Below are 26,474 nucleotides of genomic sequence, written 5' to 3'. Positions count from 1 at the left end.
GATGGCCAAACATGGCTCCCTTTCGGGGCGAGAAGGTCAGGCGCTCAGGAGACGATATGCTGATCGAGCGAATCGAGCATAAGTGGATCGACGTATTTGCCGAGACTTTGCGGCGCTGCGACATACGACCCGGTGACGTGGTGGCGATTGTAGCTGAAACCCAATCCCGGCCTGTCAACGTGGAATTAGCGCAACTGGCCGCCGAGTCGCTTGGCGCAAGGCCATTCCGGCTGGTCGTGCCCAGCCCGCGCGTGTCTGCACCGGTGCCCGTGCGCTCGACCGGCGCGAGCGACGCCCTGGGGCAACTCGCCCCCGTCGTGGCGGCCCTCAAGGCTGCGACCCTCGTTGTCGACTGCACAGTCGAAGGCTTGCTGCATGCCCCCGAATTGCCCGACATCCTGGGCGGCGGCGCGCGCGTGCTGATGGTCTCCAACGAACATCCCGAGATTCTGGAGCGCTGCGCGACCGACCCGGCGCTGGAGCCGAAGGTGCGTGCCGCGATCAAGCGCTTGCGCAGTGCAGCACAGATGCATGTGACGTCTGCCGCCGGTACCGATCTGCGCATCGGACTTCGCGACGCGCGCGTAGGCGGCGTGTGGGGCTGGTGTGCCAAGCCCGGGCAGGTCGCGCACTGGCCCGGCGGACTGGCGCTGGCCTTCCCCGCCGCGCACAGCGTGAGCGGCCAGCTCGTGCTCGCGCCGGGCGACATCAACCTCACCTTCAAACAGTATTTGCGCGATCGCATTGCGCTCACCGTCGAGGACGATTATGTCGTCGCCATCGACGGCGAGGGCGTCGACGTCGATCTCATGCGCGACTACTTTGCCGCCTGGGGCGATCGCGAGGCGTACGCCGTCTCGCACGTCGGCTTCGGTCTGAACCAGCGCGCGCGCTGGGATGCGCTCGCCTGCTACGACAAGCGCGACTGCAACGGTACGGAGCAGCGCGCCTTCGCAGGCAACTTCCTCTATTCGACGGGGGCCAACGAAGTCGCCGGTCGCCACACGCTGGGCCACTTCGATCTGCCGCTGCGCAAATGCACGATCTCGCTCGATGGCGACGTCGTCGTGCGCGACGGCGAACTGCAAGGCGAGTTCGCATGACGACGCCCGTTCCGCCAACATCATCCACGCAGTCCGGTCAGCCTGACGGTCCGGCCTGTCCAACCTATCGTGTTGCGGGCGAGGGTCCGCTCACGCTCGTGCTGCTGCACGGCATCGGCGGCAATCGTGATGTCTGGCCCGCTCAGTTCGCGACGTTCGTCGCGGCGGGCTATCGCGTGGTGGCCTGGGACATGCCGGGGTACGGCGAAAGCGCCATGCCCGCCGCGCCGACGATGGCGGCGCTCGCCGACAGCCTGCGCGCGTTGCTCGACCGTCTGACGTCGCTCGGCGCTTCGCGGTTCGTGCTCGTCGGTCACAGCATGGGCGGCATGGTCGTGCAGGAATTGATGTCACGCGGCGAGCCCTTCACCCACGATATTGCGGGCCTCGTGCTGTGTGGCACATCGCCCGCGTTCGGCAAGCCGGACGGCGATTTTCAGCGCGAATTCGTGCGCCAACGCACCGCGCCGCTCGATGCGGGCAAGACCCTGCGCGAGATGGCGCAGGCGATCGTGCCGGGCATGCTGGGCGAGCCCGACGACGTCACCCGTGAACAGGCGCAGGCGCTGGCCGTCGATGCCATGGGCGCACTCACGCCCGACGCCTACCGTGCGGCATTGCAGGCGCTCGTCGGCTTCGAGCAGCGTGCCGCGCTGACGCGTCTGTCCGTGCCGGTGCTGCTCATTGCCGGTGAGCACGACAACAACGCACCGCCGAAGGTGATGGCACGCATGGCCGAGGCCATTCCCGACGCACGTTACGTCTGTCTGCCCGGCGCGGGTCATCTCATGAATCTCACGCATCCGGCGGCATTCGACGCCGAGGTGCAAGCGTTCCTCTCGGCGCTCTAGCCACTGCCTACCCACATCAGGCACCCCAAGAACCTATCAGGAGACTACCGTGGCCTATCAGCCCCCTTCGATCGTCGGCGAGCACTACCCGCTCACGGACAAGCAGCGGCGCCTGCTGGCGCTGGCCGAACAGGTAGGACGCGAGTCCCTCGCGCCGCGCGCCGCTCGCTGGGATCGCGAAGCGTCGTTCCCGTTCGAGAACTACGACGACATGCGCGCGGCCGGCCTGCTCAAGCTATGCATTCCCGAAGCGGACGGCGGTCTGGGCGCCGACTTCGCCACGTACATGATGGTGTCCGCCGAGCTGGGGCGCCATTGCGGCGCGACGGCGCTCACGTTCAACATGCATACGTGCTCGATGATGTGGACGGGCATTCTGGCCGACGATCTCGACATGACCCCCGAGCAACGCGCCGAGCACGCGGGATATCGCAAGCATCACTTCGAGCGCGTGATCCAGGACGGTGCGATTTACGCGCAACCGTTCTCCGAGGGCAGCGCGGCCGCCGCAGGCAAGGCGCCGTTTGGCACCACCGCGACGAAGGTCGACGGCGGCTGGCTCATCAATGGCCGCAAGATCTTCGCGTCGCTCTCCGGTGCCGCGAACTACTACGGCGTGCTCTGCACGGAAGAGAAGCCCGAACTGTCAATGAAAGACACGTTCTACATCGCCGTGCCGGGCGACGCCCCGGGCGTGACCGTCACCGGCGACTGGGACCCGCTCGGCATGCGTGGCACCGTCTCGCGTACGCTGCTGTTCAAGGACGTGTTCGTTGCCGACGAACTGCAACTGATGCCGCGCGGTGTCTACTATCAGGCAGCGAGCCGCTGGCCTCACATGTTCATGACGCTCGCGCCGACGTACATGGGGATCGCGCAGGCCGCCTACGACTTCACCGTGCGCTATCTGCGCGGCGAAGCCGAAGGCATGGGCGCGCCGGTCAAGCGCCGTATGTATCCGACCAAGCAGATCGCCGTCGCGCAAATGCACATCATGCTGGAGCAGACGCGCGCGTTGTTCCTGCGCGCGTTGCAGGACGGTCGTGCCGATCCGGGCAAGCAAGCGCGTCTGCGCGCCTATGCGGCGCAGTACACGATCATGGAGAATGCGAATGAGTTGTGCCGCCTCGCGATTCGCACGTGTGGCGGACAGTCGATGCTCAAGACGCTGCCGCTCGAACGCATGTATCGCGACTCGCGCTGCGGTGCGCTGATGCTGCCGTGGACGGCGGAGCTGTGCCTCGACCGTATCGGGCGCGAAGCGCTCTATGAGCCGGGCGAGCGCGACGAGTAATCGCGGCGAACGCGTCGGGTCATCGGTGAGTGCTCGACGAGGTTATGCGTTGGCAAGTTGGTAAGTCGGCAAGTCGACGACAGATCGCAAGAAAATCGGCAGGTCAGTGGTTCAGCGAAACGGCGAGGCGACAAGCGCCTTGCCGTCTCTCTTGTCACGGAGAACAAGTTGACGCCTTTTGTAGAAGCGCTTGCCCGTCATGCGCGCGCCACGCCCGAGCGGCTGGCGCTGCGGTGCGGCGTGGGTGAGCAAGCCCGGACGACGGACTACGCCGCGCTATGGCGGCGCATCGAGCGCGTAGGCGGTCATCTGCGTGAGACATGGCGCATCGCCCCCGGCGATCGCGTCGCGTGCCTCGGTCTGAACGACGAACTGCAACTGGCGCTGCTGTTCGCCTGCGCGCGGGCCGGCGCCATCTTTCTGCCGCTCAATTTCCGTCTTGCCGTGCCCGAACTGGCCGCGATCGTGCGCCATGCGGGCGTGCGCGTGCTGTGGTTCGACGCGGCGCATCGTGACGCCGCGCGCCAGATCCGCGACACGCTGGAACAGGACGTCATCACCGATTTGCCGCCGCCCGCCATCGCGCCGATCGAAGGCCTGATCGCAGTACCGTCCGTCAAACCGGTCCATTACCCCGACGTCTCGCCCGACGCGCCTGTGCTGCTCGCGTATACCTCCGGCACGACGGGGGAGCCCAAAGGCGCGCTGCATACGCAGGCTGGATTGCTGGCCAATGCCGAGGCGAGCTGGTGGTCGCACGACATGCGCGCCGACGATCATGTGCTCTCGACGCTGCCGATGTTCCACGTCGGCGGTCTGTGCATTCAGACGCTCCCGGCGCTGTTGCGGGGCGCCAGCGTCACGCTGCACCCTCGCTTCGATCCGGCGGCGTGGCTCGCAGACGTCGCCCGACATCGCCCGACGCTGTCGCTGATGGTGCCCGCCACGATGCGCGCCGTACAGATGCACCCGATGTGGGCGACGACAGACGTCTCGTCGCTGCGTGGCGTGATGGCCGGATCGAGTGTCGTACCGATGTCTGCCATTGACGCCTTTCACGCGCGAGGCATTCCGCTGGGGCAGGTGTATGGCGCGACGGAAACCGGGCCGGTGTCGATCGCGCTGCGCTTCGGCGAAGCGAAGGCGCATCCCGGCGCGGTGGGACGTGCGTGTCCGGGCGTGGAAGTGCGTCTGGTCGATGCGGCAGGGCAGGACGTGCCGCCCGGCCACGTCGGCGAGATTCTGGTGCGTGCGCCGAACGTCATGCGCGAGTACTGGCGCGCGCCCGGTCACGTGTCGTTCGCAGACGGCTGGTTTCACTCGGGCGACCTCGCACGACTGCGCGAGGACGGCTGTTACGAGGTCGTTGGCCGCAGCAAGGACATGATCATCTCGGGCGGCGAGAACATTTACCCGGCGGAGATCGAGAACGCGCTGGTCGACTGCCCGGGCGTGATGGAAGCGTCGGTCGTGGGGGTGCCGGACGAGCGATGGGGTGAAGTGCCCGTTGCCGTGGTCGTGCCGACGGCGGACTCGCCCGCGACGCAGGCGTCGGTGCTCGACTTCCTCGGCACGCGCATTGCACGCTTCAAACTGCCGCGGCGCGTGGTCGTTTTCGACATCCTGCCCAAGAGCGCCCTTGGGAAAGTGCAAAAACCGATTCTCATCGAGTGGCTATCCGACGGCCCGGATTCGTAAATGTCTACCCGGATTCGCTAATCAGAATCTTTATTCAGTTTTTGCTTAATAACGCCGATCGCCTTGTCACACAAGGGACTCGGCGTTTTTTTATGCTCGGCTTACGCGGTGCATAAGGGAAAGTCCCTATGCGTAATCTCCCAATTTGTTACCATCCGCTGAGAATCGTATTTTTTACTTTGGGAATTGCATCGCAAGATAGCGCCCATGTCGTCATCGGCGGCACCGCCTGCCGGTTTTTTTGCTTTCTTTAGTTTTTGAAGACGATGGACACCACCGAAGCGCATTCGGTCTCCGAGCGCGTACTGCAAGTCCTTGTGACTGTGGCGCGTCATGGACGCCCGATCGCGGCACGCGAGATCGCCGCGCAAACGAGCCTGCCGCTCTCTACGGTTTACCGCCACCTCGTGCCGCTCAAGAAGTGGGGCCTGGTGCAAGAGCATGCCCATGAGGCGCTCTATGAACCGGGGCCGGTTGGCGTGCAATTGGCGTGGGGTTTCGACCACAACTCGCATCTAGTCACCCAGGCGCGTGAAGAGATCGACGCCCTCGTGCAGCGCACCGGGGAGACCGTCGGTCTGCTCGTCGCCGCGAACGGTCAGGTCGTCTGCCTCGACATGCACGAGAGCGAGCAGTCGCTGCGTTGCTCGTTCGCCAAGGGACGTGCGCACCCGCTGGTGCACGGCGCGTCGGCCAAGGCCTTGCTCTCCTTCCTTCCCCAGACCACCCGCGATAACCTGATCGGCCGCCAACTGGCGGGGCAGCCGGTTGCGCAGGAGCGTCTCGTTGCGCAGATCGAAGAGATTCGCAAGCAGCGGTATGCCGTGTCGGAGAGCGAAGTGGACTTCGGCGTGTGGGGCGTGTCGGCCCCGGTGTTTGCCGCGAAGGAACGTCTGGAAGGCACCATCACCCTGATGGCGCCGGCCGTGCGTGTGGCGCAGCGCCACGAGGAGCTGATCCGCCTGACGGTGGCGGCAGCTGAGCGTATTTCGAATCGATTGCAGTACTTTTAACCGGTTTTTCCGAACCGAGACTACACGAAGGAGTACCAGATGAAATTGCGTCACATCCTGTTCACGATGGCGCTGGCCGTCACCTGCTCGACCAAGGTTTTCGCTGCCGACGACGTGCTGCGTGTTGCCACCGACGCGACCTTCCCGCCGTTCGAATACGTGGAAAACGGTAAGCGTACCGGCTTCGACGTGGAAATGATCGAAGCGCTCGGCAAGGCCATGGGCAAGAAGATCGAGTGGACGGATATCGATTTCAAGGGCCTGATCCCGGCCGTGCTGTCCAAGCGTGTCGACGTGGCCGCTTCGGCGATCTACATCACCGACGAACGCCTGAAGGCCGTGAACTTCACGCATCCGTACTACACCGGCGGTCTGGCCATCATGGTCAAGGCTGACAACACCAGCATCAAGGAACCGGCCGATCTGAACGGCAAGAAGGTCTCGGTGCAGGTCGGTACGAAGTCGGTGCAGTTCCTGACGGAAAACTACCCGAAGGTCTCGCGCGTGGAAGTCGAGAAGAACGACCAGATGTTCGAACTCGTGAAGATCGGCCGTGCCGATGCGGCCGTGACCGGCAAGCCGGCTGCGCTGCTGTACGCGAAGGCCAATCCGGTCGTGAAGGTGCTCGACAAGACGCTGACCGTCGAGCGCTACGGCTTCGCCCTGCGTAAGGACGACAAGGCGCTGACCGAAGAGATGAACAAGGCGCTGGAAAAGGTGCGTGCCGACGGCACTTACGCCGCACTCGTCACCAAGTACTTCGGTTCGTCGAAGTAAGGTCTGACTCAGGTCTGACTAAGGTCTGACTAAGGTCTGACGTCAGGGTACGACGACGTGCGAACCGTCGCACCGATCCGGGGCGACCTCGCCCACGTCGTCACCCTGAGCACTACCCGGGCGGGCTGGCCGTCACCCTTCGCAGGGCGACGTCGCCCGCCCAAGCAATAAAGCATTAGCGCAGTAGAGCAACTGACGGAGTACGCATGGAACTCGATTTCTCGCCGGTGTGGGCAAACTGGACGGATCTGGCGCGTGGCGCGCTGGTGACCGTCGAAGTCACTGCCTGTGCCCTGGCACTGGGCTGTGTGCTGGGCTTGCTGGTCGGCATGGGCCGCCTCAACCCCGCTAACCGCATTCGCTACGGCATCTGTACCGCATACGTCACGTTCATTCGTGGCACGCCGCTGCTGGTGCAGCTCTTCATCCTGTTCTTTGGTCTGCCGCAGTTCAACATTCTGCTGCCCGCGTTCGTGTGCGGTGTGCTGGGGCTGGGCATCTACAGCGGTGCTTACGTCTCGGAAATCGTGCGCGGCGCAATCCAGTCGATCGAGCGCGGCCAGATGGAAGCCGCCCGCTCGCTGGGCATGCCGTACGGTCTGGCCATGCGCTCGGTGATTCTGCCGCAGGCTGTCGTGCGCATGATTCCGCCGCTGGGCAATGAATTCATCGCGCTGATCAAGAACTCTGCCCTCGTGTCGCTGCTGACGATTCACGACGTGATGCACGAAGGCCAGAAGATCATCAGCGTGTCGTATCGCTCGCTGGAAGTGTATCTGGCGATTGCTTTTGTTTATCTGATTCTGACCGGTGTCACCACGCTGTTGCTGCAGCGCGCCGAGAAGTCCCTGCGTGCCGGAGGTGCCGTGCAATGAGCGAAGTGAATCAAGCGGGCAAAGCCCCGATCCTGAAGATCGAAGGGCTGGGCAAGGCCTACGGCAGCCATCAGGTCCTGAAGGGCATCGATTTCGAAGTTCAGGCGCGTCAGGTCGTGGTGGTCATCGGCCCCAGCGGCTCGGGCAAGAGCACGTTCCTGCGTTGCTGCAACGGGCTGGAGACGGCCGAGCAGGGCACCATCGAGATCGTCGGCAAGAAGCTCGTCGATCACGGCAAGATGATGGGCGAGAACGCCTTGAACCAGTTGCGCACGGACGTGGGCATGGTGTTCCAGTCGTTCAACCTGTTTCCGCATCTGAGCGTGCTCGATAACGTGACGCTCGCGCCGAAGAAGCTGCGCGGCCTGAAGAGTGCCGATGCCGACAAGCTGGCCCGCGAACTGCTCGCCAAGGTCGGTCTCGCCGCGAAGGCCGACGTCTACCCGGGCACGCTCTCTGGCGGCCAGAAGCAGCGTGTGGCGATTGCCCGCGCGCTTGCCATGCAGCCGCAGGTCATGCTGTTCGACGAACCGACGTCTGCACTCGATCCGGAACTCGTCGGCGAAGTGCTGCAAGTGATGAAGGCACTCGCGAACGACGGGATGACCATGCTCGTCGTCACGCACGAAATGGGTTTCGCCCGTGAAGTCGCCGATGTGGTGGTCGTGATGGATCAGGGCCGGATCATCGAAGCCGGTTCGCCGGAGCAGATCTTCACCGCACCGCGCGAAGCGCGTACGCGCGAATTCCTGCAAGCCGTGATTTCGCGTTCGGCGTAATTCGTACAGCAGGCGTGAAGAGGTGATGACGTGACATTCGCGCGCGCCGAGAGCGTGCGATCCGCGGGTGACATGTGAGCAGTACGGTAATTCGGCAACGATCAGGCAAGGCAAGGCAGGAAAACGTATGACAATCGATCGAGCAGTCTGGCAAGGCCGTGTGGATACCGGCGAAACCGGTCACACGCTGCGTTTGCATCAGGTGCTGCGGGACTACGATGCGTGCGATGCATCTGAAGTCGCCGGTGGCGCCGTGGTGCTGGGCTTCTGCAGTGATGAGGGCGTGCGTCGCAACCATGGGCGTCAGGGGGCCGTGGCAGGTCCGGACATGCTGCGTCGGGCACTGGCGAGTCTGCCGGTGCAGGGCACGCCGGCGGTGTTCGACGGCGGCAACATCGTCTGTGCCGACGAGCGTCTCGAAGCGGCGCAAGCGGCGCTGGGGCATCGTGTGGCGGAAGTGCTGGCCGCGGGGGCGCGTCCGGTGGTGCTGGGCGGCGGACATGAAATCGCTTACGGCACGTTCCTCGGGGTGGCCGAACATTACGGCGACCGTCTGCGCGACGAGCCGATCCTGATTCTCAACTTCGACGCACACTTCGATCTTCGCGCCCAGCCGACCGCCAGCTCGGGTACGCCGTTCTGGCAGATCTCGCAGTTGCTCGCGGGGCGCCAGGCACCGTTTCAGTATGCTTGTCTCGGCGTGAGCCGCTACAGCAATACCGAAGCGCTGTTCGAGCGTGCGGCGTCGCTGAACGTCGACTACTGGCTCGACGACACGATGCTCGCGCACCGTCTGCCGGAAATGTGCGAGCGTCTGGAGAAGAAACTGGCGAAGGTGAGCCACGTTTATCTGACCATCGACATGGACGTGCTGCCGGGCGAGAAGGCGCCGGGCGTGTCGGCGCCGGCGGCACACGGCGTGGCGCTCGAAGTCGTCGAGGCGTTGATCGGTGTGGTGCGTCGTTCGGGCAAGCTGCGCGTGGCGGACATTGCCGAGTACAACCCGACGTACGACCGCGACGGCCTCACCGCACGTGTCGGCGCGCGTCTGCTGCATCCGCTGATCACGCAGTTGCAGGACTGACTCGCCGTTATCGGTGGCGCTTGTGCTGACGCCCGATTCGACGGTGCAAGCCGGTATGGGCGGCGAACACAAGGCGCAGCCGTAGCGTGGCAGGGCGACTGAGCGGCCTGAAAGGTTATTTGCGCCATTCGCGAGACTTCTGCGCGACAATAGGGCGGGCGATCGAACCATCGATCGCCCGCCCTATTTGTTTGGTGCAGTGCGACACGGCCGGGCGCACAACCGCTCACTGACGCGCACGCACGAACGCAGTCGACAAGCGAGGTCAAGATGACAGAGCAGACGAACTCTCCGAGCGATACCCGTACCGAAGTCGCCACGCTGGCTGGTGGTTGTTTCTGGTGCCTCGAAGCTTGCTATCAGCAACTGGACGGCGTGAAGTCCGTCGTCTCGGGCTACGAAGGCGGGCACGTCGATAACCCCACGTACGAGCAGGTTTGCGAGGGTGATACGGGTCACGCCGAAGTGGTACAGGTGACCTACGATCCGGACGTCGTCACGTTCGAGGAAATTCTGATCGTGTTCTTCCAGATCCACGATCCGACCACGCTCAATCGTCAGGGCAACGACATCGGCACCCAATACCGCTCGGCGATCTTCTATCACAACGACGTGCAAAAGACGGCTGCCGATCATCTCATCGCCGAGCTGATGGCCGAGATGACGTATCAGCACCCCATCGTCACGCAGGTCGTGCCCGTGCAAACGTTCTGGCCGGCCGAGGCTTATCACCAGAACTATTTCCGCCAACATCCCGACCAGGGCTATTGCGCTTACGTCGTCGCACCGAAGCTCAAGAAATTCCGCGAGAAGTTCGCCCGCCGCCTCAAGCCGGCGGCGTGAGTTCCTGACCGACGCCCGTTATCTTATCCGGCGTCATCCTGCGTCATCCCGCGATCGACCGGCCGCCCAGGCGGCCAGTCAAAGCAGCGTGCAGTTGTAGAGCGCGTCGTGGTGCGGCGAAAGCGGATAGGGGGGCGGCGTGGGCTTCGATGCCTTACGCCGCATTCGTTGCGCCTCCGAGTCGTGCGAAATCGGAATTCTTCCCTTTGGCTTGCTTCGCATCCGCGAGGGTTCGCGGCGCTGCCGGCATTGTTCGAGATGCTCGATGAATGTGCCGATACGTGGCGCTTCGGCTTCTGGCGGGCGAGACGTAACGCTCGCACTGAAGGTGCGGTGACGTCTACGTTCATCGAGACGTTGATGATCGTCCGAGGACGCCTGACGACGCTCGCTATCGGGCATCGCTTGCCACGTCGACACGCCCGCCGCGCTGTAGTGGAAATCTAGAATCCGTTTGTGATCGTGGGCGACTTGCGCGGCGTGGGGGCTTTCGCCGTCGAGATACGACAATTCGCGCCCGCCAGCCGCATGCAGCGCGAGATCACCCGGCGCATCGAGATCCGCGAGGTCGGGCAGCTTGCTGCGGCCGATCGCCACGATGCGCGAGCCCACGTCGTAGCGAAGGGCGGCGAGTGTCCCCGGCAAGTATTGGGGTTCGTCGCGCAGCAATGACGGCAGACCCAGCGCCTTGAGTCTCGCTTCGAGCAACGCATCGCCCCCTTGCGGGTGAAGTGCCAGTGCGGTGGCCACCGAATTCCGCAGTTCTGCATTGCGCGTATAGCGTCGTGACGGACACCCCTCCTGCGGCGTGACCAGCGCTGTGAGCACATGGTGTGTGTATTCATTCACATGCACGGCACGGCAGCCGTTGTCCTTCGGCGCCGCATGCGCTTTCGATCTCCACGAATCCATTCGGATGGCGTGCCCTTCGGGCAAACGATTTCTGATGCTTGTAAATGTCGTTGCGGGACGAGAGGTGGCCGGTGCTTCCCCCGCCTTGACTTGCCAGTCCGACAGTTGCGGCCAGTAACCCGGCAGCGGTTGCGATGGTACGTGCATGGGTGCGCTCCTTCAGGTCAAAGAATCGAGCACGTCAGGCCATTCTGCCTGGCGTCGAGCGGCGATAGCGCCTGCTGACGTGACGCGCTGTGGCGTGTAGCGCGACCCGATGTGTCGCGATGACGACAGCGTGCGAGTTCCGCGAGTGCGCGCTCGAAGTATTCGCCGACAGGAATCGGCCGGCATTCGAAAGTCGGACGGAACGACGCGAAGGGCGACACCGGCATGGAGGCGACGGGGTCGAACTGAGGTCTCCCGGGCAGTTGGTTCCTGATTTCCTGCATATCGATGACGACCTCATGTCGCTGGCCATCGGCCTCGATAGGTACCGACGGGGTGTTCGCCCGTGTTTGCGGAATTGCCAAAGCGAGGAACGGCATAGTTCATGCTCCCTTGAAAAGAGTGGAATGGCGATGAAGCGATAAGGGGGGCATCGAGGCTATGTCGGGGATCGGCAGCTCAACCGACGACGCTGACCGGCGCCCCTGCCGTCTCGGCAAACAGGATCAGACACGGCTCGCCTACGTCCGCTGCGTGTCCATAGGCGGCGTCGAGATGGTCGAAATAGAACGCTTCCGAGGGGTTTTCCACCTGCTGGGTGACGATGGCGAACCGGTGGTGATCGAAACGGATGTCGAGAAACGTCAGACTCGTGTGGAACCAGACGACATACCCGGCGAAGGGCAGCGTTGCTGGAAGTTCGGGACGCGCGGCAGTGGCCGTTTCGATACCCGTTCTCATCGCGTCCGTGATCTTTCCGTCAGTTGCGCTCTGTGCGTTCAGCCAGCGACGGTATTCCTCGCGCGCAGGGCGATGTTTCATTGACGTGCCTCCAGAGAATTGACGACGACGCTGTCCGAAGCGTCGAGCGATGGTGCGGCCGTTGTTCGAGAGCGGTTTTCGCGAATGCACCGGGAATTGCCGAATTTGCATCGATCCACACCGATGGCGATGGAAAGATGATGCACGGGCAGGCCGAGAATCGGGTTGAGGTGCGTCCGAAAGCGGTATCGGACAACGCCTTGGTTTGGGGATTGAGAGGGGGAAGGTGGGCCAGGAAATCGATGGTTGAATTATTTGATCGATGGCATTGAGTGTTTGTGGCTGGTAAATTCGTTGCTCGATCAAAGGTTGCGGATTGGCCCCTGGCAAGGGGTTTCGGGGGCTTTGGTCCGGAAATGCGCGCCACGCATGAACGTTCATATATTCATTATTTTTCGCATAAAATGACCGCTCTCCTTCATGAAGTCTTCAGGTAGTCCGCCGTGCGCCCCCTGCCTTTCCGCGATGCGTTGATGGCCATGATCGGCATCGCGCTCGTCAATATGCTGGTCGCCCTCGACCAGACCGTCGTCAGTACCGCCCTGCCTTCCATCGTCGCCGAACTCAAAGGTTTCGAGTATTACGCCTGGATCGCGAGCATATATTTGCTGGCATCCGTCGTGACCGTGCCGGTGTTCGGACGTCTTGGCGATTACTTCGGCCGTCGCCGTTTCGTGATCGCGTCGGTCCTGACATTTACTTTCGCCTCGCTGCTGTGCGGTCTGGCACCCAACATGCCGTTCCTCGTCTTCGCGCGAGGTTTGCAAGGCATCGGTGGGGGCATGATGGTCGGCACGGCCTTCGCGTCGGTGCCCGACCTCTTTCCGGACGCCCGCTCGCGCGTGCGCTGGCAGGTCGTGATCACGACGGCGTACGGTATCGGCACCGCCGCCGGCCCGTCGCTGGGCGGTCTGCTCTCGGAACACTTCGGCTGGCGTTCGACGTTCTTCGTCAATCTGCCTGTCGGTCTGGCGGCGCTCTACTTCGTGTGGCGCTATTTGCCGAAATTCCCGCCCGCGCACAAGGGCGACGTTCGCGTCGACTGGCGCGGCGCGTTGTGGATCGCCGTCGTGCTCGGCGGTTTTCAGGTCTTCATCGAGAACGTGCCGTCGCACGGTGCGTCGCTCGGCAATCTCGCGCTGATCGTGGCGGTCGCCGTCGGTTTCTGGGCATTGCTGCGTACCGAGCGCAGCGCTACGCATCCGATCGTGCCGCTGGACATGTTCCGTCACCCGCAACTCGTGGTGCTGTTCACGCTGTCGGTCCTGATCGGCTTCGTGATGTACTCCCTGATCTTCTTCGCGCCGTTGTTGCTGCAAGGCGGTTTTGGTCTGAGCCCGCAGGCGGCCGGACTGATTGCCACGCCGATTGCCGCATGTATCGCGCTGGGCAGCTTCATCAACACACCGGTTGTCGTGCGTCTGGCGCGTCCCACGAACATGCTGGTGATCGGATTCTGTCTGCTGGCGGTCGCCTCGGCTGGCGTCGGTCTGTCGCATAGCGACACGCCGCACGGGCTGCTCGCGATGGCGATGGCCTGCGCCGGTATCGGCATCGGTTTCATCCTGAACAACATGAACGTGTTCGGGCAGGAAATCGCCGGACGCGAGCGCTTCGGCATCACCACCGCATTGCTGCAATCGACGCGCATGGTCGGCGGCATGCTGGGCACGACCATCGTGGGCACGCTGGTCAATCACTGGTACGCCCGAGGTGTCGCCGGTGCGGTGTCGGCCTATGACGGCACGCTCGCCGCGCATGCGGTGGCCCGGGCGCTCGATCCGCGCATTCTGATCGACCCGGCACTGCGAACGGACCTGCTCACGGATTTGCGCGCAATGGGTATCGATGGCGCGCCGCTGGTCGAGACGGCTCGTCAGACGCTCGTGAGCGCCGTCCATGCCGGGGTGCTGCTGACCGGGCTCGCCGCTATCGTTGCAGCATTGCTCGTACGTCGCATCCGGCAGATTCAATTTCCCAAGCGCGTCGACCGTACTGTCGTAGTCGCGCCGGAATAATCCGATTGCCGCTCGGCGCTGTCCGACGCGGCATTGCCGGATGGCGCAAAATCGGCCGCTAGCAGGGCAAAACGGCCGTGAAATGCCGGGCTGGGCCCGACCTCGTTTACAATGCGCGGTGTTTGCCGGGTGAGCCGGCATCACCGAATTTTGTGAACGAGGTTTCCATGATCATCAAGCCACGCGTGCGCGGCTTCATCTGCGTCACCACCCATCCCGTCGGCTGCGAAGCCAACGTCAAGCAACAGATCGAATACGTGAAGGCGCAAGGCCCCATCGCGAACGGCCCGAAGAAGGTGCTCGTGATCGGTGCATCGACCGGCTACGGCCTCGCTGCACGTATTACGTCCGCCTTCGGCAGCGACGCCGCCACGCTCGGGGTGTTCTTCGAGCGTCCGGGTACCGATACCAAACCGGCCACGCCGGGCTGGTACAACACGGCCGCCTTCGACAAGTTCGCCACGGAAAAGGGCCTGTACGCGAAGAGCATCAACGGCGACGCCTTCTCCCGCGAAATCAAGGCCAAGACCATCGAGACGATCAAGAACGATCTCGGTCAGGTCGATCTGGTCGTGTACAGCCTGGCCGCGCCGCGCCGCACGCATCCGGAAACCGGTCAGGTGTTCAACTCGGTGCTCAAGCCGGTTGGCAAGTCGGTGACGCTGCGCGGCATCGACACGGACAAGGAAGTCGTGAAGGAATCGGTGTTCGAGCCTGCCACGCAGGAAGAAATCGAGAACACGGTGGCCGTCATGGGCGGTGAAGACTGGCAGATGTGGATCGATGCGCTGGCTGAAGCCGGCGTGCTCGCCCCGGGCGCCAAGACGACCGCGTTCACGTATCTCGGCGAGAAGATCACGCACGACATCTATTGGAACGGTTCCATTGGCGCGGCCAAGAAGGATCTGGACGAGAAGGTGCTGGGCATTCGCGCCAAGCTGGGTGCGACTGGCGGCGACGCGCGCGTTGCCGTGCTCAAGGCATTGGTCACGCAGGCCAGCTCGGCCATTCCGATGATGCCGCTCTACCTCTCGCTGCTGTTCAAGGTCATGAAGGCCAAGGGCACCCACGAAGGTTGCATCGAGCAGATCTATGGCCTGTACAAGGACAGCCTGTACAGCGCATCGCCGTTACTCGACGAAGAAGGCCGCGTGCGCACCGACCAGAAGGAGCTCGCAGCGGACGTGCAGGGCGAAGTGTCGGCGCTGTGGGACAAGGTGACGAATGAGAACCTGTACGAACTGACGGACTTCGCGGGCTACAAGCACGAATTCCTGCGTCTGTTCGGTTTCGAGATCGAAGGCGTCGATTACGAGGCTGATGTGTACCCGGACGTCGCGATTACGCACCTCGTCGCGTAAGTGCTACGTCGTTCTACCCGTTAGCGATCGATAGTGAGCGATGGCCTGAGTTCGGCATGACTGCCGGCTCAGGCCATTGTCGTTTCTGAGGGAATCGCTTTCGCGCTGAGGGCGACGTCAGGCGTCCGGCGTGCTCTCGGAGGTCTCGGAGGTCTCGGAGGTCTCGGACGGGGGCGCCGCCTGCGACATCTCGAAGATCCGCTCGGCCAGCGCCTGACATGACAGCGGAGACGAACCTTCCGCCTTGTTGTTGACGATCACATAGACGGGCTGCCCCGCGAGCGCATAGTGTGTGGCGAGTGCGGCAAGCACGTCGCGCGTTGTCGGATCGGGATCGACGATCTTGTCGAATGGCGCGTACTTCGCTTTCGCCTGTTCGTACTTGTGTGCGCTGTTCAGATTCCACCGGACCACCAGCGGGCCGGCGTTCATCTCATCGAGCAGGGCGAGGGCGGCGGCCTGACGCTCAACATGCGGCATGCGCGCGTGCAGGCCAATGCAGTAGCGCACGCCTAGCTGTCCCAGCGCGCGCATGAGGCGTGGGGTCAGCAATGCGCCGTCGCGAATCTCGAGTGCGTAACACGGCCCCGGTGACGGCGTGCCGTCAGGCGCTATCTCACCTTCGGGCAGCGGTGGCAGGGCGGCGAAGAACGCTTCGATGCGTTGAATCAGTGCGGGCACGTCGCGCAGGAGTTCGACCGGCAACGGCGACACCTGAAACACCAGCACGCCAGCCTTGGGGCCGAGTCCGGTAAGGCAGGGCGCCACGAATTGTTCGTTGGCGATGCGCGCGTCGAGAAAGCAGGGATTGGCACTCAGGCCTTCGCCCTTGTCGCCCCGTACGACGGCATCCGTGACAACGCTCGGCGCCTTGACGAGAAAGCGGAAGTCCTTCGGCACCTGCTCGGCGTACTTCTGATACTCCATGATCGACATCGGTTTGTAGAACGACCGGTCGATGCCGACGCAACGCAGCACAGGGTGACGCGCGTATGCCGGGAGTCCCTGACGTGAGAGTTTGGTATCGCTGTAATCGTCGTCCCAGACAATGCCTTTCCAGCCGGGGAACGACCATGACGAGGTGCCGAGGCGGATGTTGCCGGGCAAGTGCTTGCCCAGTGTGTGCATGGCGGGAGGACTGTCGGCAGCACCGACGCCGCCACGGCGGCGAGGGGATTCGGTGCTGTCGGCGGCATCGGGCGATGCCGCACGATGGTCGTCGACCTGCCCGGCGCGCTTGCCTGGCGAAAGATCCTCAGGCGGCGCGCCGAACAGATCGAACTGGCTCATCGGTTTTCGTACATGTAACGGCGCGACCAGGGCAGATTCCTGGCCGATTGCCCGGCCTTGCGGCAAACGATTTGATAGATCGACACGTGATCGTGCTCGAACGCATATGCGCAACCGGCAAGATACACACGCCAGACCCGGAAGCGCTCTTCGCCGGCCAGCTCACGCAGGCGCGGAGCGTTAGCTTCGAAGCGTTCCGACCAGAGCGTGAGTGTACGCGCATAGTGACGCCGCAGGCTTTCCACGTCGCTCGCCTCCAGCCCGCCGCGCTGCATCGTTTCGAGCGCCAGGCTGATGTGCGGCAGCTCGCCGTTCGGGAAGACGTACTTGTCGATGAATTCGCCGCCGCCCATTGCCGTCTCGCCGCTATCCGGATCGGTCGACGTGATGCCGTGGTTCATGGCGACGCCGTCGTCTTTGAGCAACGACGAAATCTTCGCGAAGTAGTCTTTGAGATTCTTGCGCCCGACGTGCTCGAACATGCCCACGCTCGTGATGCGGTCGAACTGACCTTCCACGTCGCGATAATCCTGAATGCGGATTTCGATCTGATCTTCCAGACCGAGCTTCTTCACGCGTTCGGTCGCCAGATCGAACTGGTTCTGCGAGAGCGTCACACCGATACACTTCGCACCGAACTTCTGGGCGGCACGAATCACCAGCGCGCCCCATCCGCAGCCGATGTCGAGCAGTGTCTGCCCCGGCTGAAGCTGGATCTTGGTGAGGATGTGATCGATCTTCTTCTCCTGCGCCGTGTCGAGGTCTTCGTCGCCATTTTCGAAGTAGGCACACGAATAGACCATGTTCTTGTCCAGCCAGAGCTGGTAGAACTCGTTCGACACGTCGTAGTGAAACTCGATCGAGCGTTTGTCGGACTTCTTGCTGTGATTGAAGTGACGTACGGCACGCTCCAGCGGGCCGATAGTCGTGAGACTGCTACCGGCGAGCGCGTAGCTCATGTCGATGACGTCGGTCAGCCTGCCCTCGACGTCGATTTCACCCTTCACATAGGCCTCGCCGAGATTGTCGAGGCTGGGACTCAGTAGACGCGTCATGGCCGCAGGGCCATTGATGCGCAACGTTACGCTGGGATTGTCGAAGGCACCGAAATCGTATTGCTGTCCGTTCCAAAGCGCGAGGCGGATGGGCAGATTCGAAGATGTCTTGACGCCGCTTACCCAGTTTTCGAGTTTTTTCTCCCACAACATGGATGTGCTCCAAGTGTCACCAAAAAAACTTCAATCCGTACCGTCGGCACGGTGACGTCTCCTCGTCAAACGGGCGGGCAGGCGTACCGCGTCGGCGTAGCCGACACAACAACGTTCAGGGGGACAGGCGCGCCACGCGCCACGTTCCATCGGCAAGCCGGAAAAATTTGATGCGATCGTGCAGGCGCGATTCGCGGCCCTGCCAGAACTCGATGGTCTCCGGCACGAGCCGGTAACCACCCCAGTGCGGCGGGCGCGGCGGGGCGTCGCCGAACTGGCGCCGAAAATCCGCTTCGCGTTGCTCGATGATGGTCCTGTCGGCCACTTCGGCGCTCTGCACCGAGGCCCAGGCGCCCAGACGGGAGCCCACCGGGCGCGAGTGATAGTACGCGTCGCTTTCTTCTGCACTCACCTTCTCGACACGTCCCTCGATACGCACCTGACGCTCAAGCTCGATCCAGTGAAACAGCAGACAGCCGTACGGCGTCGCCGCCAATTCCTGCCCCTTGCGCGACTCGTAGTTCGTGAAGAACGTGAAGCCGCGTTCGTCGGCGCCCTTGATCAGCACGATGCGCGCATCCGGGCGGCCATCCGGTGTCACGGTGGCGAGCGTCATGGCGTTCGGTTCGGCCAGTTGGGCCGCGAGCGCTTGCTCAAACCAGAGTCGGAATTGGTCGAACGGGCTGGACGCCACGTCGGTCTCGGAAAGAGAGCCGAGGGCGTAGTTCTTGCGCAGGTCCGCGAGAGAAAGCGTCTGTGTCACGACGATCGTAGCCGGTCTATGGCGGTTGGGGGTTGCGACACAGTATAGCGAAGAGTCGGCAAATGTGTGCACGTGACGATTTGCCGCGTCGCGTGAATATCAACCCCCCGAATGCCCCGTGGAATGGGCGTCTCGCGCTATGTGCTTGATATTTAATGAGTGAAGTAATTGCGCCGGGTCGCCGTAGATGTCCCGAAAATCGTTCGCGACGACGGCGGCAAATCCATCTCGTTGGCATGGGCATTGCTTCGCGCGTCGGATGGCATATCGCATGCAATGGCTGACGCGCTGGCTCGATCGCGGCACCGTCGACCGATCCGGGGTCCGCGTTAGCGGCGGCGGGCGGACCGGATCAAGGCTTGTCGCGTCCGGCGTCGATGCCGGCGGCGGCGGGTTGGTTCGTGCGCGTCCTGTTGTCTGTCTTGTTGGCCTTGGCGGCGCCGTCGGCGCCGGGAACGGCTTTGACGTTCGCCGGATTGCGGCTGGGCGGATGTTGCAGCTTGGCGAGCAGTTCGCCGCATGGGCTGTCCTTGCCAGGGCCGAGTTCGAGCAACGGGATCAGCGCCGTGTACGGCGCGAGCACGCCCAGCGCGATCGCGCCGCCTGCGCGCGCGACGAGCGTCGGCACGTTCACCCCGACGTCCGGATGCTTGAACGTGCCGCGTACATACAGCGGCGAGCGCAGCGACAGCAGGCCGAAGTGCTTCGGTTCCGGACGGATCGTCAGGTTGAAGTGTTCGCGCTTGAGATCGACCTGACCGGTGACGCCAATGCTCGTATCGTCGGTGTCGATCACGAACGTACGGGCGTCCATGACACCGTCGCGCACGGCGAAGTCGGCCGCCGCGCAACGCATCTCGATCTGCTTGTCGCCGAAGAGCTTGGTCAGCACGATGTTGCCCACGTTGAGCCCCATGTATTGCAGCAACAACTTGCTCACCGACCCACGGTCGATCAGCGTCTTGATCTCGCCGTTGGACGAGCCGGCCAGCGCCGCAATGGAGTTGCCGGTCGCGGTGAGCGCGGCGTCGCCGTTGACTTCGCCCACGCTCGTCTTCATCAGGTCGACGTCGGGCAACAACTGCTTCATCTTCAGATGCCGCAGCGACACCTGCGAGTCCACCTTCATCGGCTCGGCTTGTCCGTTGAGCACGAGTGTGGACGTGATGCGACCGCCCGCCACGCCGAACTCCAGCGGACGCAGCGACAGTACGCCATCGTCCAGCACGAGATGCGTCACGAGGTTGTCGATCGGCAGGCTCTTGTCCTTGATGATCTTGCGGCCGGTGAATTGCACGTCGGCATCGATGGCGCGCCAGCGGTCGGTCTTGAACGGATCGACCGGCAGCACCTTGTCGGACGGCGGCGCTTTCGGCTTGCCCGACAGGTCGCTGCCGCCGGACGGGTTCTGTCCGCCGATCGCCGGACCGAGATCGACCAGCCGCAATTGATTGGACACCACCGCGCCTTGCAGGATGTTGCGCGGCTCGCGCTGACGGAACACGAGCGTGCCGGACAGATCGCTCTGTCCGACCTTGCCCTGGAAGCGCTCGTAGCGCCACACGCCGGCCGTGTGCAGCAAATGGCCGTTGGTTTCGTAGGCGGGCGTTTCCGGCAGCAGCACGCCGGTGATCGGATACAGATCGGCCATCGTCGGCCCCGCCAGCTTCAGATGCATGTCGAGTGCCGAGAGCGTGGCCGGATTCGTGAACGTGCCTTTCGCGGCGATCAAGGTGCGTCCGATGCGCACGCTGGCGTCGAGCGGATAGGGCTCGCCAGTGTCTTCGAGTGAAAGCACATCCCCGCCGCGCGCCTTGCCGGTGACAGCGACCTTGCGGAAGGTGCCCTTCAAAGAGACGCCGATGCCGTACGGTGCCTGACCGTCGATGGTGGCGATGTTGGCCGTCAGGTCGAGCTGCTGCGGCACGATGTTGGCGCGTATCACGCCGTCTTCGAGAATCAGGCGGCCGATGCGGAGCTTCCACGGCGAAGGCTTGCCGTCGCCCTTCGCAAAGGTCCAGTTGTTCTGACCGTCGGCCTGTTGTTCGACGATGACCTTCGGGGCGGACAGCGCGACTTCGGGCAGCACCACGTGCTTCTCGAGTAGCGGCAGCCATTCGAGCGAGAACGTGAGGCGGCCGACGGAGATCATGTTCGGCGTCTGACTCCACGCGACATTGCCTAACACGATATCATTCGCGATCAGGCGAGGCCTCGGCAGCCAGCGCCCCAGACCCGGGGCCTGTGCATTCGGCGCCAACCAGTGCAGCGAGAGGTCGCCCCGGATTGCGAAGGGGCGCCCGGTCGCGGTGCTCACCTCCCGGTTAATGAAGGGCCGGGCGTAGTTCCAGTCAAACCACGTGATGAACGCCGCGAATGCCAGCACGATGGCGACCATCGTGATCGCCAGCCATTTCAAGGACGTTACCCATCGCATCATGAACAGTACCCCGTCGATCGTTGTTGCTCCGGTGCCCGCTGCGCCACCGGAGGTGGATTTTGACGCGAATCGCCGTTTCGGCGGCCTCGCGCGTTTGTATGGTGACGACGGTCTCGCGCGTCTACGCGACGCTCACGTGGCCGTCATCGGTATCGGCGGTGTCGGCTCGTGGGTGGCCGAAGCGCTGGCGCGTAGCGCCGTGGGTCGACTCACGCTCATCGATCTCGATAACGTCGCCGAAAGCAATACCAATCGTCAGGTGCATGCACTCGATGGCAACTACGGAAAACCGAAAGTCGCCGCGATGGCCGAACGCATCGTGGCCATCAATCCTGCTTGCCAGCTTACGCTCGTCGAGGACTTCGTAGAGCTCGAAAATCTCGACGCCATGTTGGGCGGTGGCTTCGATTGGGTGATCGATGCCATCGACAGCGTGCGGGTGAAGACGGCGCTCATCGCGTGGTGCGTGGCGCATAAGCAGCGTCTGATCACCGTGGGCGGCGCCGGCGGTCAGATCGATCCGACACGGATTCGCATCGACGATCTCGCCCGCACGATCCAGGACCCGCTGCTTGCGAAAGTGCGTGCGCAATTACGCAAGCAACACGGTTTTGTCCGTGGCCCGAAAGCCAAGTTCAACGTGCCCGCCGTGTACTCGGACGAGCCGTTGCAGTATCCGGAAGCCGTGTGCGCGCCGGGCGAATCGCCCGATGCCGCTGTGGGGCCGCAGGGCCTTAACTGTGCCGGCTTCGGGTCGAGCATGTGTGTCACAGCGACATTCGGCATGGCAGCCGCTGCTCACGTTCTGAAGCAAGTCACGAAGGTCGGGCGCTGAACGGCGCGCGCGAGGGCACTGGCGTGCCCGAGATTTTCGCAAGCCTCACGCCTCGCGTCTGTAACCAAAAGTTACGAAACGAGCGGGGTTGGGCTACGGCGAAGGACGCGAGACCTCTCGATAGGTCTCTCGATGCGTAAAAGAAAACGGCCCGGGGCGAATGAACCGCCCTGGGCCGATTTATATGCTGCCTCGCAGCATCGATGCGACGTTGATTCGTTGTGCATAACGAAACAACGGAAACAACCAGAACAACGCGTGGATGCAAAAATCTCAGCGAGCGCGCGAGACCTGCCTATCTGCCTATCGTCAGCGCAGTTCGCGACGCAGCACCTTGCCGACCGGCGTCTTCGGCAATTCGGTGCGGAACTCGATGACGTGCGGCACCTTGTAGTTAGTCAGATGCTGACGGCAGAAGTCGATGATGGCCTTCTCGCTCAGATCCGCCGACTTCTTGACGATCACGGCCTTGACCGCTTCGCCGGTGCGCTCGCTCGGTACGCCGACCACGGCCGACTCCAGCACGCCCGGACACATCGCCAGCACGCTTTCGACTTCGTTCGGATAGACGTTGAAGCCCGAGACGATGATCATGTCCTTCTTGCGATCGGTGATGCGGACATACCCCTTGTCATCCATCGTGCCGATGTCGCCGGTGCGCAGCCAGCCGTCCGGGGTAATGGTCTTGGCGGTCTCATCGGGGCGATTCCAGTAGCCCTTCATGACCTGCGGGCCACGCACGCAGATTTCGCCTTCCTGACCGAAGTCGAGCGCCTCGTTGGCGTCGTTGCGGATGCTGACTTCCGTCGACGAGATCGGCAGACCGATCGACCCGTTGAACTCGCTGCCGAGCGGGTTGATGCATACGGCAGGCGATGTCTCGGTGAGCCCATAAGCCTCGATCAGCGGATGCCCCGTGACCTTCTGCCAGCGCTCGGCGACGGCGCGTTGCACGGCGGCCCCGCCGCCAAGCGCGCACTTCAGTTCGCTGAAGTCGAGCTGATCGAAGCCCGGCGTATTGAGCAAGCCGTTGAAGAGGGTATTCACGCCGGTCATGAACGTGAATTTCCACTTGCCCAGTTCCTTCACGAAGCCCGGCATGTCGCGCGGGTTGGTGATGAGCAGATTGAGCGCACCGAGCTGGAGGAAGACCAGACAGTTCGCCGTCAGACAGAAGATGTGATACAGCGGCAGGGCGGTGACGATGATCTCCTTGCCTTCTTCCAGACCGGAGCCGATCCACGCGCGTGCCTGCAGCATGTTGGCGATCATGTTGTGATGCGTGAGCATCGCGCCCTTGGCCACACCGGTCGTGCCGCCGGTGTATTGCAGGAACGCGATGTCGTCATGACCGAGCTGCGCTTCCTGCAACTTGGCGCGTGCCCCCTGCGCCATGGCGGTGCGGAACGGCACGGCATGAGGAATGCTCCACTCGGGCACCATCTTCTTCACGTGACGCACGACGTAGTTCACGATCCAGCGCTTGGGTGCCGGCACGAGGTCACCGATGGCGGTGGTGATGACGTGCTTGACCGGCGTATTCGGCAGCGCCTTTTGCAGCGTGGCGGCGAAGTTCTCGATGACGAGAATCGCCGCGCAGTCCGCGTCCTTGAGCTGATGTTCGAGTTCGCCCGCCGTATAAAGCGGATTGACGTTCACGACGACCATTCCCGCGCGCAGGATGCCGAAGACGGCGACCGGATATTGCAGGAGGTTCGGTGACATGATGGCCACACGCGAACCGCGTTGTAAGCCGGGCAGGCTTTGCAGATAGGCGGCGAAATCACGCGACTTGCGTTCTAGGTCGGCGAACGTCAGCGTGACACCGAGATTGGTGAACGACGGGCGATTCGCAAACTTCTGGCAGCTTTGCAGGAACAGGTCGTTCAGCGAACGATAGGTGTTGACGTCGATCTGGGCCGGCACGCCGGGCGGATAGCTCTTGAGCCAGACTTTTTCCATGAGCGCCTCCTTGAATTTGGTTTTTATCGCATCGTGGCCGCCGGGGGAAGTACCAGGCAAAGTACGGGCGGGCCGATGCGTCGTTTCATCGCATGTCGTGTGGGGGTGCGAGCGGGGCGTCTCCTTGCCCGATACTGTCTCGCCTGCGCAGCGGGTGCGCCATTCGATGCGTTGCAAAAAGCCGTAGCATACCGTGCCGTTTCCGGGGCGAGCACATGGAAAGCCCTGATTTGATGCGGGTTTGCGTGGAGTAATTGTTCTAGCGGCAAAGGCTTGCCATTGAGGGCGATTCCGCGCTAATCCCGCATGGAACGCGGGATGCGGCGGGTAAATCGGGGATATGACAAAAGAATTGCAAAAAACACTTGCGTGGCAGACTGGTTTCTTACATAATTCTGTTCTCACAGCGCGGCTGTAGCTCAGTTGGATAGAGTACTTGGCTACGAACCAAGGGGTCGTGGGTTCGAATCCTGCCAGCCGCGCCACCTATTTCGAGGGTCTCCTCACGGAGACCCTTAGTTTTTCGGGGGAGTCCTTCCCAGTGGCGTACCGAGTGTCATGCACCGGTGACGTTGTTGAGAAGGTCGGCCGACAGCCAGCAGAATCGTCTGGTCGGTGTCTCGTGCAGTAAGTGCGGCTGTAGCTCAGTTGGATAGAGTACTTGGCTACGAACCAAGGGGTCGTGGGTTCGAATCCTGCCAGCCGCGCCAACTCAGTTGGCAAAAACGCTCCAGAGGCGAAAGCTTCTGGAGCGTTTTTCGTTTACGTGCCCGGCTTACGCGCCTCGCTTGCCTGCTGTCCGTCCCGCATGCCCTTCCTCCTTCTTTCGCGGGCATGACGACACATCCCCAATGCGTCGCCATGCCGTCACCGTCGACACGCACATCGATCGATGGGCGTCCACGATGAACGACAGCCCGTTCAGCCCGTTCAGCCCGTTCGGATCGTTCAGCCGGTCGTGGTGTTCACCTGCCATCCCAGCCCCAACGCCTTCTGCAACGTCACGAACGACTTGAGCAGTTGCGCGTCGCCGGCAATCCGGTCCTGCTCTGCCGAGAAGCGCGTGCGTTCGGCGTCGAGCCAGTCGAGCGTGCTGGCCGTTCCGGCGCGATAGCGTTGACGCGTAAGCGTCGCCGCGCGCGATGCCGACGACTCCACGCTTTGCAGGCGATAGACGTTTTCGCGCTGATGGCCGTAGCGCGCCAATGCCACGTCGGCGTCGCGCAACGCCGTCAGGACCGCGCTTTCATACTTGGCCTGTGCCTGATCGCGCCCGGCCTTGGCGCCGTCGACACCTGCCTGCACGCGTCCGAAGTCGAGCGCGTTCCATTGCAGACGCGGCAACGCCAGCCAACTGAAGTTGTCCTTGCGCAGGAGATGGCCGGGGTCCAGCGCGGAGTAACCGAGTTCGCCCATGATCGAGAGTTTCGGGAACCAGTTGGCGGTCTGCACGCCGATCTGCGCGTTCTGCGATGCCAGGCGTCGCTCCGCCGCACGAATGTCCGGACGCGCCTGCAACAGTGCCGACGGGTCACCGATGGCCACCTTGGCCGGCACGCGGGGCAGCGCCTTGGGCGATTTGAGTTCGTCGTCCAGGGCGCCGGGCGCACGGCCGGTGAGCAGTGCCAACTGATCGAGCGACTCGATGACGTCGGCCTCTAGCGGCAGCACGCGCGACTGCGTCTGTTCGACTTGCGTGAAGATGCGTTCGACGTCGAGTTCCGAGGCCACGCCACCGGCTCGGCGTTGACGCGTCAGATCGAGCATCTCGCCTTCGAGCTGCGCAGAATCGCGCACCAGTGCGAGACGCGCCTGCTGATCGCGCAATGCGACGTAGGTCTGCGCGACTTCGGCAGCGAGTTGCACGTGGGCATCGGCGAGATCCTCCGACGCGGCGTCGGCGTCGGCACTCGCCGCTTCGACCGCCCGGCGGGTACCGCCGAACAAATCGATTTCCCAACTCGCGTCGAAGCCCGCAATGTAGAGGTCGAGCGGCCCGCGCCCACTGCCACCGCCGTTGCCCGTGAGCGCGCCGAGGTCCGGCGAGCGCGTGCGAACGGCGGCCAGATCGACGGTCGCCTTCGGCAACAGATCGGCCTGATGACTGCGCAGGCTCGCACGCGACTGACGCACCTTCGCCTGCGCCGCACGGATGTCCGGGCTATTGGCGATGGCATCGTCGATGAGCGCGGTGAGTTGCGGATCGTCGAGTCCTGTCCACCAGCGCGCGACGCCCGGGGTGTGGGCTTCGACGCCTTCACCCGCGTGAGCAAACGTCGCGCCGGTGCGCAGCGCATCGTTCGCCACGTCAGGGGCGCCGCGATAGTCGGGACCGACAGTGCAACCGGCGACGAGAAAGGCGGCCGCAACCGCCAGGGTTCGTAGAGAAAAAGTCATGT

General features: G+C 63.2%; 21 protein-coding genes and 2 tRNA genes. 15 read left to right on the top strand and 8 right to left on the bottom strand.

Features of this window, described 5'->3' with window-relative positions; all coding sequences use genetic code 11:
- Positions 1 to 56 precede the first annotated feature (56 nt).
- The 10 genes from PCA20602_RS11380 (at position 57) to msrA (ending at position 10,317) form a co-directional block, all read left to right on the top strand.
- Positions 57 to 1,103 carry a 2,5-dihydroxypyridine 5,6-dioxygenase NicX family protein gene (locus tag PCA20602_RS11380; protein WP_150721319.1) on the top strand — a complete coding sequence of 349 codons (1,047 nt, stop codon included), beginning with the start codon at positions 57 to 59 and terminating at the stop codon, positions 1,101 to 1,103.
- Positions 1,100 to 1,954 carry an alpha/beta fold hydrolase gene (locus tag PCA20602_RS11375; RefSeq protein ID WP_150721318.1) on the top strand — a complete coding sequence of 285 codons (855 nt, stop codon included), beginning with the start codon at positions 1,100 to 1,102 and terminating at the stop codon, positions 1,952 to 1,954. The genes PCA20602_RS11380 and PCA20602_RS11375 overlap by 4 nt, the downstream gene beginning before the upstream one ends.
- 49 nt (positions 1,955 to 2,003) lie before the next feature.
- Positions 2,004 to 3,248 carry an acyl-CoA dehydrogenase family protein gene (locus PCA20602_RS11370; protein ID WP_150721317.1) on the top strand — a complete coding sequence of 415 codons (1,245 nt, stop codon included), beginning with the start codon at positions 2,004 to 2,006 and terminating at the stop codon, positions 3,246 to 3,248.
- Positions 3,249 to 3,416: 168 nt separating this feature from the next.
- Positions 3,417 to 4,946 (top strand): class I adenylate-forming enzyme family protein, encoded by a 1,530-nt coding sequence (locus tag PCA20602_RS11365; RefSeq protein WP_150721316.1) that lies wholly within the window; start codon positions 3,417 to 3,419, stop codon positions 4,944 to 4,946.
- 266 nt (positions 4,947 to 5,212) lie between these two features.
- Positions 5,213 to 5,959: an IclR family transcriptional regulator gene (locus tag PCA20602_RS11360; RefSeq protein WP_069342677.1), complete on the top strand. Its 747-nt coding sequence runs from the start codon at positions 5,213 to 5,215 to the stop codon at positions 5,957 to 5,959.
- A gap of 39 nt (positions 5,960 to 5,998) precedes the next feature.
- The gene (locus PCA20602_RS11355) at positions 5,999 to 6,736 is read left to right on the top strand and encodes a transporter substrate-binding domain-containing protein (RefSeq protein ID WP_150721315.1); all 738 of its coding nucleotides are present in this window, start codon (positions 5,999 to 6,001) and stop codon (positions 6,734 to 6,736) included.
- Between the two features lie 206 nt (positions 6,737 to 6,942).
- Positions 6,943 to 7,611, top strand: a complete 669-nt coding sequence (locus PCA20602_RS11350; RefSeq protein ID WP_069342679.1) for an amino acid ABC transporter permease — start codon at positions 6,943 to 6,945, stop codon at positions 7,609 to 7,611.
- Positions 7,608 to 8,390 (top strand): amino acid ABC transporter ATP-binding protein, encoded by a 783-nt coding sequence (locus PCA20602_RS11345; RefSeq protein ID WP_150721314.1) that lies wholly within the window; start codon positions 7,608 to 7,610, stop codon positions 8,388 to 8,390. Before PCA20602_RS11350 ends, PCA20602_RS11345 begins: the two co-directional genes overlap by 4 nt.
- Before the next feature lie 127 nt (positions 8,391 to 8,517).
- Positions 8,518 to 9,474 carry a formimidoylglutamase gene (hutG, locus tag PCA20602_RS11340; protein WP_150721313.1) on the top strand — a complete coding sequence of 319 codons (957 nt, stop codon included), beginning with the start codon at positions 8,518 to 8,520 and terminating at the stop codon, positions 9,472 to 9,474.
- A gap of 270 nt (positions 9,475 to 9,744) precedes the next feature.
- Positions 9,745 to 10,317 (top strand): peptide-methionine (S)-S-oxide reductase MsrA, encoded by a 573-nt coding sequence (gene msrA / locus PCA20602_RS11335; RefSeq protein ID WP_150721312.1) that lies wholly within the window; start codon positions 9,745 to 9,747, stop codon positions 10,315 to 10,317.
- Positions 10,318 to 10,395: 78 nt separating this feature from the next.
- Here msrA and PCA20602_RS11330 read toward each other — a convergent pair whose 3' ends face one another.
- Both PCA20602_RS11330 and PCA20602_RS11325 read right to left on the bottom strand, forming a co-directional pair.
- The gene (locus PCA20602_RS11330; RefSeq protein ID WP_150721311.1) at positions 10,396 to 11,376 is read right to left on the bottom strand and encodes a hypothetical protein; all 981 of its coding nucleotides are present in this window, start codon (positions 11,374 to 11,376) and stop codon (positions 10,396 to 10,398) included.
- Between the two features lie 459 nt (positions 11,377 to 11,835).
- Positions 11,836 to 12,198 (bottom strand): hypothetical protein, encoded by a 363-nt coding sequence (locus PCA20602_RS11325; RefSeq protein ID WP_150721310.1) that lies wholly within the window; start codon positions 12,196 to 12,198, stop codon positions 11,836 to 11,838.
- Between the two features lie 479 nt (positions 12,199 to 12,677).
- Here PCA20602_RS11325 and PCA20602_RS11320 point away from each other — a divergent pair, with 479 nt between their 5' ends.
- On the top strand, positions 12,678 to 14,216 hold the full coding sequence (locus PCA20602_RS11320; protein ID WP_150721400.1) for an MFS transporter: 1,539 nt from the start codon (positions 12,678 to 12,680) through the stop codon (positions 14,214 to 14,216).
- Between the two features lie 167 nt (positions 14,217 to 14,383).
- Positions 14,384 to 15,577, top strand: a complete 1,194-nt coding sequence (gene fabV, locus PCA20602_RS11315; RefSeq protein ID WP_150721309.1) for an enoyl-ACP reductase FabV — start codon at positions 14,384 to 14,386, stop codon at positions 15,575 to 15,577.
- Positions 15,578 to 15,694: 117 nt separating this feature from the next.
- Here the strand turns inward: fabV and PCA20602_RS11310 are convergent, their stop codons facing one another.
- From PCA20602_RS11310 to PCA20602_RS11295, 4 genes are all read right to left on the bottom strand, one after another.
- Positions 15,695 to 16,897, bottom strand: coding sequence for a DUF72 domain-containing protein (locus tag PCA20602_RS11310; protein WP_425495666.1), 1,203 nt, complete (start codon positions 16,895 to 16,897; stop codon positions 15,695 to 15,697).
- Positions 16,864 to 18,075, bottom strand: coding sequence for an SAM-dependent methyltransferase (locus PCA20602_RS11305; RefSeq protein ID WP_069342688.1), 1,212 nt, complete (start codon positions 18,073 to 18,075; stop codon positions 16,864 to 16,866). The genes PCA20602_RS11310 and PCA20602_RS11305 overlap by 34 nt, the downstream gene beginning before the upstream one ends.
- A gap of 115 nt (positions 18,076 to 18,190) precedes the next feature.
- Entirely contained in the window at positions 18,191 to 18,838 is a 648-nt protein-coding gene (gene pdxH / locus PCA20602_RS11300) for a pyridoxamine 5'-phosphate oxidase (RefSeq protein WP_150721307.1), read from the bottom strand.
- Positions 18,839 to 19,190: 352 nt separating this feature from the next.
- Entirely contained in the window at positions 19,191 to 21,236 is a 2,046-nt protein-coding gene (locus PCA20602_RS11295; protein ID WP_246182127.1) for an AsmA family protein, read from the bottom strand.
- A gap of 40 nt (positions 21,237 to 21,276) precedes the next feature.
- Between PCA20602_RS11295 and tcdA the strand changes: the two genes are divergently transcribed.
- Complete coding sequence (gene tcdA / locus PCA20602_RS11290; RefSeq protein WP_150721306.1) at positions 21,277 to 22,113, top strand: tRNA cyclic N6-threonylcarbamoyladenosine(37) synthase TcdA; 837 nt, start codon at positions 21,277 to 21,279, stop codon at positions 22,111 to 22,113.
- 309 nt (positions 22,114 to 22,422) lie between these two features.
- Here the strand turns inward: tcdA and PCA20602_RS11285 are convergent, their stop codons facing one another.
- Positions 22,423 to 24,075, bottom strand: a complete 1,653-nt coding sequence (locus PCA20602_RS11285; RefSeq protein ID WP_150721305.1) for an AMP-binding protein — start codon at positions 24,073 to 24,075, stop codon at positions 22,423 to 22,425.
- A 408-nt stretch (positions 24,076 to 24,483) separates the two neighbouring features.
- On the opposite strand from PCA20602_RS11285, the gene PCA20602_RS11280 reads away from it, so the two are divergent.
- Together PCA20602_RS11280 and PCA20602_RS11275 are read left to right on the top strand one after the other, a co-directional pair.
- Positions 24,484 to 24,560, top strand: a tRNA-Arg gene (locus PCA20602_RS11280).
- 148 nt (positions 24,561 to 24,708) lie between these two features.
- Positions 24,709 to 24,785, top strand: a tRNA-Arg gene (locus PCA20602_RS11275).
- A 238-nt stretch (positions 24,786 to 25,023) separates the two neighbouring features.
- Here the strand turns inward: PCA20602_RS11275 and PCA20602_RS11270 are convergent.
- Positions 25,024 to 26,472 carry an efflux transporter outer membrane subunit gene (locus PCA20602_RS11270; RefSeq protein ID WP_150721304.1) on the bottom strand — a complete coding sequence of 483 codons (1,449 nt, stop codon included), beginning with the start codon at positions 26,470 to 26,472 and terminating at the stop codon, positions 25,024 to 25,026.
- Between the last annotated feature and the right edge of the window lie 2 nt (positions 26,473 to 26,474).

It is taken from the genome of Pandoraea capi (genome assembly GCF_902459735.1).
Classification (GTDB): Bacteria; Pseudomonadota; Gammaproteobacteria; order Burkholderiales; family Burkholderiaceae; genus Pandoraea; species Pandoraea capi.
Note: the sequence above shows the minus strand (reverse complement) of the source record. Positions and strands in the feature narration are given on the sequence as shown.